Genomic DNA, 7728 nt, shown 5'->3' with positions numbered 1-7728 from the left:
GGGTGCTCCCCGCAGCGAAATAAAGGAGGAGGGCGAAGCCCGGGGGACATTCGCGGAGGGGAGTACCCGGTGCCCTGTGCACGCACCCCGAAACAAGCGCTTTAAAAAAGACCAAAAGAGAAAAAGATGGCCGACAACGAGTTCCGCATAGAGACCGACTCCCCCGCCAAGGACGACCTGATGTTTTGGCGCATCGTCGGCCACGAAGCACTCGCGCGCCCGTCGGCCTACGAACTCACGGTGCTGTCGAAGAACAAGGCCATCGACGCCAAGGACATCCTCGGGCGTGCATTCGACGTCGTCATCGAATTCAAGGACGCGGACGGCGGCACTCATGAGCGCCACTGCCAGGGCCATGCCGTGCGCTTCGTGCGCACGGGCCACGTGGGACGGCACTACGAATACCGCATCGCCCTGCGCTCCTGGTTCTGGCTGCTCACCAAGCGCAGGAACTCGCGCATCCTGCAGGACAAGAAAGTGCTCGAAGTGCTCGATGCCGTGTTCGAGGACAGCCCCATCAAGCGCTTCAAGAAAACCAGGGCCGACAACGTCATCGGCACCCACAACCCCCGCCGCTACTGCGTGCAGCACCAGGAAAGCGACTACGGCTTCCTCTCGCGCCTGCTGGAGGACGAGGGCGTGTACTACTGGTTCGACGCGCACGACGCCCCCGGCACCATGCACCTGTCGGACGCCAGCGACATCGCCCACGAGAAGCTGCCCGCCAACGACACGCTGCACCACATGGCCACCGACGCGGCCGAGGCGCGCTTCAATGAAGTGTCGCGCTGGGTGAGCGGGCGGCAGTTCGACACCGGCAAGCATGCGTCGCGCGACAGCGACTTCAAGGCCATCAAGAAAAAGCTCGGCGCCGACATCGATGCGTCGGACGAACACGAACTGGCCACGCTCGAGATGTTCGAGTTTCCCGGCGGCTACTTCACCGGCGACGACGGGGAAAGCCGCGCCAAGCTGCGCGGCGACGAACTCAATGCGCGCCGCGATCGCCACTGGGCGCTGACGCCGTGGCCCGACGCCGCCGCCGGCCGCAGCTTCAAGTTCGAGGGCGACCCCGACGGCACGCGCAACGGCGACTACATCATCGCGGCCTGCACCTTCGTCGCCAGCCATCGCGGCTACGAGGGCGTGAGCGCCGGGTCGGCCGCGCGGCCGGTGCAGGCGGCGCTGGCCGAGGTGCTGCGCAACGACGCCGTCAACGCCGACACGCTGCAGGTGCTCGAGGACCTGATCGCCGCCACGCCCGCGATGGTGGCCGGACAGACCGGCGCCAGCGCCTTCCTGCTCACCGTGATGCCCGCCGAGCGGCCGTTCCGCGCGCCGCGCCTCACGCCGCGCCCGGTCATGCCGGGCCCGCAGACCGCCATCGTGGTCGGACCCAAGGGCGACGAGCTGCACGTGGACGACCACGGTCGCGTGAAGGTGCACTTCCACTGGGACCGCTACGACGAGAGCAACGAGAAGTCGACCTGCTGGGTGCGCGTGTCGCAGCCCTGGGGCGGCAAGGGCTGGGGCGGCTATTTCATTCCGCGCATCGGGCAGGAGGTGATCGTCGATTTCCTCAACGGCGACCCCGACCGGCCGGTCATCGTCGGGCGCGTCTACAACGACGAGCAGCCCATTCCGTACAAGTCGCCCACGCAGAGCGGCTTCAAGACCCGCTCCACGCCCGGCGGCGGTCCCGCGAACTACAACGAGATCATGTTCGAGGACAAGAAGGGCGAGGAGAACATCAACATCCACGCCGAGCTCGACATGAGCCGCAGCGTGGAGCGCGACGACTCGACCACGATCGACCGCGACCAGACCGTCACCGTCAAGCGCGACCAGACCAGCCTGGTCGACCGCGACCGCAAGAGCACCGTCACGCGCAACGACACCAACATGGTGGTGGTCGACCAGAAGAACACCGTCAAGGGCAACCAGAACAACCAGGTGGTGGGCAACCGCACCACCTTCGTCGACGCCGACGACAAGACCATGGTCACGGGTACCAGCCTGAGCGACGTGACCGGCGCGCGCACCGACACCTCGCGCGCCGGCGAAACCCGCAACGTGACCGGCAACCAGACCATCACGGTCAGCGGCAACCTCACCTACAAGGCGGCGAAGATGAGCTTCGAGGCCGGCCACATCGACTGGCTGGTGACGGGCGCGAGCTCCAAGTACATCACCGTGCCCAGCGGCCCGCTGGGGCTGATGGCCGACAAGATCAAGCTGGTGAGCAACACCAAGATCGAGATGATGGCGGTGGGCGACATCAACGCCACCTCCATCGGCTCGAACACCACGGTGCTGGGCTCCAATTCGAGCGGCTACATCGGCACCAACAGCGAAGCCAACATGGGCGTGACGCGCTCGACCTTCATCGGCATGAGCATCGAGAACGCGCTGGCGCTGGCCATGGCCAACGTGCTGGGCGTGAACATCGAGAACACCGCGGGCGTGAAGCTCACCAACTGCGCGGCGCCCGACATCGCGGCGGTGGCGATGGATGTCAAGCAATCGGCGCTGCACACCTTCACGCCAGGGGCCGGCGGCGCGGGCGCCGGGGCGGCCGCGGTGGCCGGCGGACTGGCCGCGGTGGCGGGCGCCGCCTCGGCCTACGTCGACATCGGCGCCACGCTCAAGCAGTACGCCGATGCGGCCGATGCCCTGGGCAAGGCCGCCGACGACGCGCATGCCGAAGGCCTGCACAGCCTGGAAGACCGGCTGCGGGCGCTGGCGGGCAAGGCCCGCAACCGGCGCACCGACGCCATCCTCGGGCTGGTGCCGGTCATGGGCCTGGGGCTGCCGCTCGCGGAGGTCTTTTCCAGCGACCCCAGCGGCACCGCCGACCTGGGCAAGGTCAACAACGCCGTCGAGCCCGACGGCTCGGCCCGGCCGCCCGAAGAGCGCGAGCCCGAAGGCGACTAGCCGGGGCGCCGAATGCAAGTCCTCAAGCCCCAGGCGCTCGGCCTCTCGACGCGGCCCATCGAGTTCCGCAAGCGGTTCGGACTCAGCGTCAGCGCGTACCTGCACCTGCCTTTCGCGCAGGGCGAGCGCGGCACGCTGTGGGCCGAGCAGTCGATGTGGTCCTTTCTGGCGAAGGAAATGGCGCAGCCGCTGATCGACGAAGGCGTTGCCAAGCTCACGCCCGAGTTCCTGGTGCACGGCAAGGCCTTCGCGCCGCCCGGCCGGCCCGAGGCCTGCGCGGTGCGCGCGCGCTTCGGCGCGTGCGAGAAGACGCTGCTCGTCTTCGGCGAGCGGCACTGGGAGGGCACGCGCGCCAGCGCGCCGCGGCCCTTCGAGTCGCTGCCGCTCGACTGGGCCGCCGCCTACGGCGGCGCCGATTTTGCGCAGAACCCGCAAGGCCGGGGTCGGCAGGCGCGCGACGGCGTCCTGTGGCTGCCGAACACCGAGCTGCCGCAAGACCGCCTGCTGCGGCCCGACCAGGCCATTGCGCCGGCCGGCTTCGGCGCGCTCGACCTGATGCATCCGCAGCGCGCGCAATACCGCGGCACCTACGACGCCGACTACCTGAAGCTGCATGCGCCGGGCTTTGCGCCCGACACCGACTGGCGCTACTTCAACCTCGCGCCTCCCGACCAGTGGATGGCCGCGCCGCTCGCCGGCGACGAGGCCTTCGCCTTCGACAACATGCACCCGCAGAAGCCGCGCATCGAAGGCCGCCTGCCGGGCCTGCGCGCGCGCGTGTTCGTCGGCTACAGGATCGCCGGCAGCAGCGAGCCCAAGGTGCGCGAGGTGCCGCTGCGGCTGACCACCGTGTGGTTCTTCCCGCACGCGGAGCGCTGCATCGCGATCTTCCAGGGGCTGGCCGAGGTCGGCACCGACGACGGCTCCGACGTGGCCAGCCTGATGGGCGCGGTGGAGCGCACCGGCGAGCCGCGCAGCGACGCGCACTACCTCGAAGCCGCCGCCAGACGCGCCGACCCGAAGATGGGCCCCGTCCACGCCATCATCGACAGCGACCTGCTGCCCGAAGGCATCGGCACGCTCGACCCCGACGTGGAAGCCGCCAAGGCGCCGTTCGGCATGGACGGCCTGCAGGGCGAGGCGCAGTACGGCCGGGCCGAGATGGACGTCGAGTTCGCGCGCGACAAGGCCGTGGAAATGGGCAAGGACCCCGACGCGCTCGGCATCAGGATGCCGCCGCGCGAGAAGGTGCCGGTGGGCGACGCGCTGCCCCCGTACCTCGAGAAGAAGATGAAGGAGGCCGACGCGCAGGGCTGGGCCGCCGTCGAAGACGCCGTGACCGTGCTCGAGAACGCGCTGGAAGCGGCGCAGCAGCACCGCATCGACCTTGCCAAGGTTCAGCACCGCGGCCCGCCGCTCTACAGCGCCGAGAAGCACCTGGCCGAGATGCAGGCGCAGGCGGCGGGCAGCACTCGCAAGGTCGACCTGACGCCGATGTTCGGCAGGCTCTGCGAGCTCGAGGAAGTGCAGCGCAAGGGCTACCTGCAGTCCGCGCATGTGCAGCCGCCGGCCTTTGCGATGCCGGCCGATGCGGCGGCGGCATTGCGCGCGGAAATGACGCGCGCCATCGCGGCCGGCATCAGGCTGTTCCCGCGCGCCGATTTCACGGGAGCCGACTTCTCGGGCCTCGACCTGCGCGAGGTCAACTTCGAAGGCGCATGGCTGGAGAGCGCCGACTTCAGCAACGCCAACCTCTCGGGCGCCATTTTTTCGGGGGCGGTGCTCGCGCATGCGAACCTCGAAGGCGCCATCGCCATCGGCGCCGGCTTTCGCGAGGCCAACCTCGGCAAGGCGCGGCTCGCGCGCGGCGTGTTCGACGGCTGCGATTTCTCGCAGGCCACGCTCATGCATTGCGCCTTCGGCAGCACGCAGATGCGGCGCGCCAACTTCACGAAAGCCCGGCTGCTCGACACCTCCTGGGGCGAGGCGGACTGGACCGGCGCGCTGCTCGCGGGCCAGGTCTTCCACAAGCTCGACCTCAAGGGCATGCGCTGGCCCGAGGCCGACCTGTCGGCCTGCAACTTCATCGAATGCGACCTCACCGGCGTGGACATGCACGAAGCCACGCTCGCAGCCGCCACCTTCGTCACCTGCAAGCTCGATGCCGCCCGGCTCATGGGCGCGAAGTGCGCCGGTGCCGTGGCCGTGAAGGGCACCAGCCTCGCCGATGCCGAGATGGGCCTGGCCGACCTGCGCAACTTCAACTTCGGCGCCTCCGACCTGCGCGGCGCGAAGCTGGTGCGTGCCGTGCTCGACGGCGCCAACCTCTGCGACGCGCGGCTCGAGGGGGCCGACCTGCGGCTGGCCAGCGCCAAGGGCGTGCTGATGCGCAAGGCCGTGTGCACCGGAGCGCTGCTGTCGGGCGTGAACTTCAGCGACGCGGTGTTCCAGTCGGCCGACCTGCGCGGCGCCGACCTGCGGCGCAGCAACCTCTTCGGCGCCGACCTGAGCCGCGTGCGGCTCGACGGCTCGACCAGCTTCGACGGCGCGCTGCTCCAGCGCGCGCGCACCTGGCCCCGTCTCACCCCTGAACAGCAGGCCGCGGCATGACACCCCTATTGCTCGCTATTGCCGTCGGCGTCGGAGAGACGCTGGAAGGCCTCGACCTACGCAAGGGCCAGTTCGCGAAGCTGCCGTTGGGCGGCGGCGTGTTCTCCAGGGTCAACCTTGCCGAAGCAGACCTGCGCGCGGCCGACCTGCGCGAGACCGTGTTCGACCAGTGCGACCTGCGCGGCGCGCTCGTCTCCGGCGCGAACCTTCGCAAGGCCGTGTTCAACCGCTGCCTGCTCGACCACGTCGACCTGCGCGAGGCCAACCTGCACGGCGCTGTGTTCACCGAATGCGACCTGACGCACGCGCAGCTGGCCGGCAGCGTGCTCACCATGGCCACCGTCGCGAAGTGCCGGCTCGACCATGCGGTACTGCGCGGCGCGCAGCTCGACTCGGCCGTGCTCAGCCAGTCGGTGCTGCTGGATGTGTGCGCGGACGACACCAGCTGGCACTACACCACGGTGAACGAGTGCGACCTGTCCCACCTCACATGGACCGGCGCACGCATGCTGCGCAACGTGTTCTTCAAGACCTCGCTGAAGGGCATGTCGTTCGCGGGGCTGGCGCTGGAGGGCTGCCAGTTCTCGTCCGCCGACCTGGGCGGCGCGGACTTCAGCGGCATCGTGCTGCGGCAGTGCAACTTCCAGGCCGCGCGGCTCGACGGCGCGAAGTTCGCGAAGGCGGTGGCGCCCTCGTCGATCTTCTGCGAGGCGAGCGGCACCGGTTGCGACTTCTCCGGCGCGCAGCTGAGGCAGGCGCTGTTCACCGGGGCCACGCTGCCGCAGGCCGACTTCTCGGGCTGCGACCTGTACCAGACGCACTTCGCGGGCGCGAAGCTGCGCGGCGCCAACTTCACGGGCGCCGAACTCACCTATGCCGATTTCCGCCATGCCGACCTCGGCACCGCCGACCTGCGCCGTGCCACGCTGATGCGCACCGTGCTGCATGGCGCCAATACGCAGGACGCGCAGATGACCGACCGCGCACGCGCCATCGAGAGCGATCCGGAGCTGGAGAAGTCCGAGCGCTGGCAGCCGCTGGTCGCATGACCCCACATCGAAGCCAAGCAACGGAGGAACACACCATGAAGACAAGCAGCCTGAAACCGGCGTCCGCCCAGGCCATCACCGGCCAGTGGTGCGTCGGCGTGCTCGGCCGCGACGAGGTCGGGGCGCTCGTCGTCGACAGCGGCGGCCTGCGGCTTCGCACGCGGCGCGCGGCGAGCTGCCTGCTCGAACCCGCCGCCGGCGACAGCGTCGCCTGCCTGCGCATCGCGCCCGACGAAGTCTGGGTCATGGCCGTGCTGCAGCGCGAGGAGGGCACCGCCAACGTCGTCAGCTGCGAAGGCAACGGCATGCGCATCGCCGTGGAAGGCGGCCGGCTCGAACTCGCGGCCGAAGAGCTCGACGTGGCCACCCGGCGCACCCGCCTGGCCACCGACACCGCGGACGTCGTCGGCCGCCAGCTCACCGTGGTGGGCACCGGCATCAAGCTGGTCGGCTCGGTGCTGTCGTCGGTGATGGACCGCGTGCAGCACTTCAGCAAACACTACCTGCGCACCACCGACGGCATCGACCGCGTGGCGGCCACGCACCTGGAGTGCGAGGCGAAGCAGCTGCTGCGGCTCGAAGGCGAGCACACGCTGGTCAACGGCCGCGAGCTCGTCAAGGCGCGCGGCGCGCAGATCCACTTCGGTTGAAGCGGCAAGGGGAGAGAAAACAAATGTTCGCCAACTGCCAGCTGATGGGCACCGACATGGGCTTTCCCGATGTCTGCATCACGCCCGCCGCGCCATCGCCCATTCCGGTGCCGTATCCGAACATCGCGATGGGGCCGATGGCGATTCCGAACTGCCCCACGATCCTCATCATGGGCGGGCCGGCGCACAACCTCGGCACCACCATTCCCATGACCAACGGCGACAACGCGGGCGTGATGCTGGGCGTGGCCTCGGGCACGGTGATGGGGCCGAGCCGCCATCTCACCGGCGCCTTCACGGTGCTGTGGATGGGCATGCCCGCGTCGCGGCTCACCAGCACGTCGCTGCAGAACAGCACCAACTGCCCGGGCGTGCGAACGGTGCCGAGCCAGCCGCTGGTGCTGCTGCTGGCGCCGTAAGGCTGCGCCGCCGCATGGGCGGGCCGGCGGTGCGATTCGGGAGGGGAACGAAAGAAAAGGGGCGCA

The 7728-nt window shown here is 69.4% G+C and carries 5 protein-coding genes; all 5 read left to right on the top strand.

The features are described from left to right. Positions 1 to 126: 126 nt before the first annotated feature. From AC1RVW_RS23915 to AC1RVW_RS23895, 5 genes are read left to right on the top strand one after another with little or no spacing between them, the layout of a single operon-like run. Complete coding sequence (locus tag AC1RVW_RS23915; protein ID WP_493202929.1) at positions 127 to 2934, top strand: type VI secretion system Vgr family protein; 2808 nt, start codon at positions 127 to 129, stop codon at positions 2932 to 2934. Positions 2935 to 2946: 12 nt separating this feature from the next. Further along, positions 2947 to 5544, top strand: coding sequence for a DUF2169 family type VI secretion system accessory protein (locus tag AC1RVW_RS23910; protein ID WP_493202927.1), 2598 nt, complete (start codon positions 2947 to 2949; stop codon positions 5542 to 5544). Continuing rightward, positions 5541 to 6593: a pentapeptide repeat-containing protein gene (locus tag AC1RVW_RS23905; protein ID WP_493202925.1), complete on the top strand. Its 1053-nt coding sequence runs from the start codon at positions 5541 to 5543 to the stop codon at positions 6591 to 6593. Before AC1RVW_RS23910 ends, AC1RVW_RS23905 begins: the two co-directional genes overlap by 4 nt. 35 nt (positions 6594 to 6628) lie before the next feature. Beyond that, on the top strand, positions 6629 to 7243 hold the full coding sequence (locus tag AC1RVW_RS23900) for a DUF3540 domain-containing protein (RefSeq protein ID WP_493202923.1): 615 nt from the start codon (positions 6629 to 6631) through the stop codon (positions 7241 to 7243). A gap of 23 nt (positions 7244 to 7266) precedes the next feature. Further along, complete coding sequence (locus tag AC1RVW_RS23895) at positions 7267 to 7662, top strand: DUF4150 domain-containing protein (RefSeq protein WP_081268481.1); 396 nt, start codon at positions 7267 to 7269, stop codon at positions 7660 to 7662. Positions 7663 to 7728 lie beyond the last annotated feature (66 nt).

This window comes from Variovorax sp. MPBD4-3 (assembly GCF_058809745.1).
The sequence above is the reverse complement of the archived record's forward strand: the minus strand, read 5'-3'. Positions and strand labels throughout refer to the sequence as shown.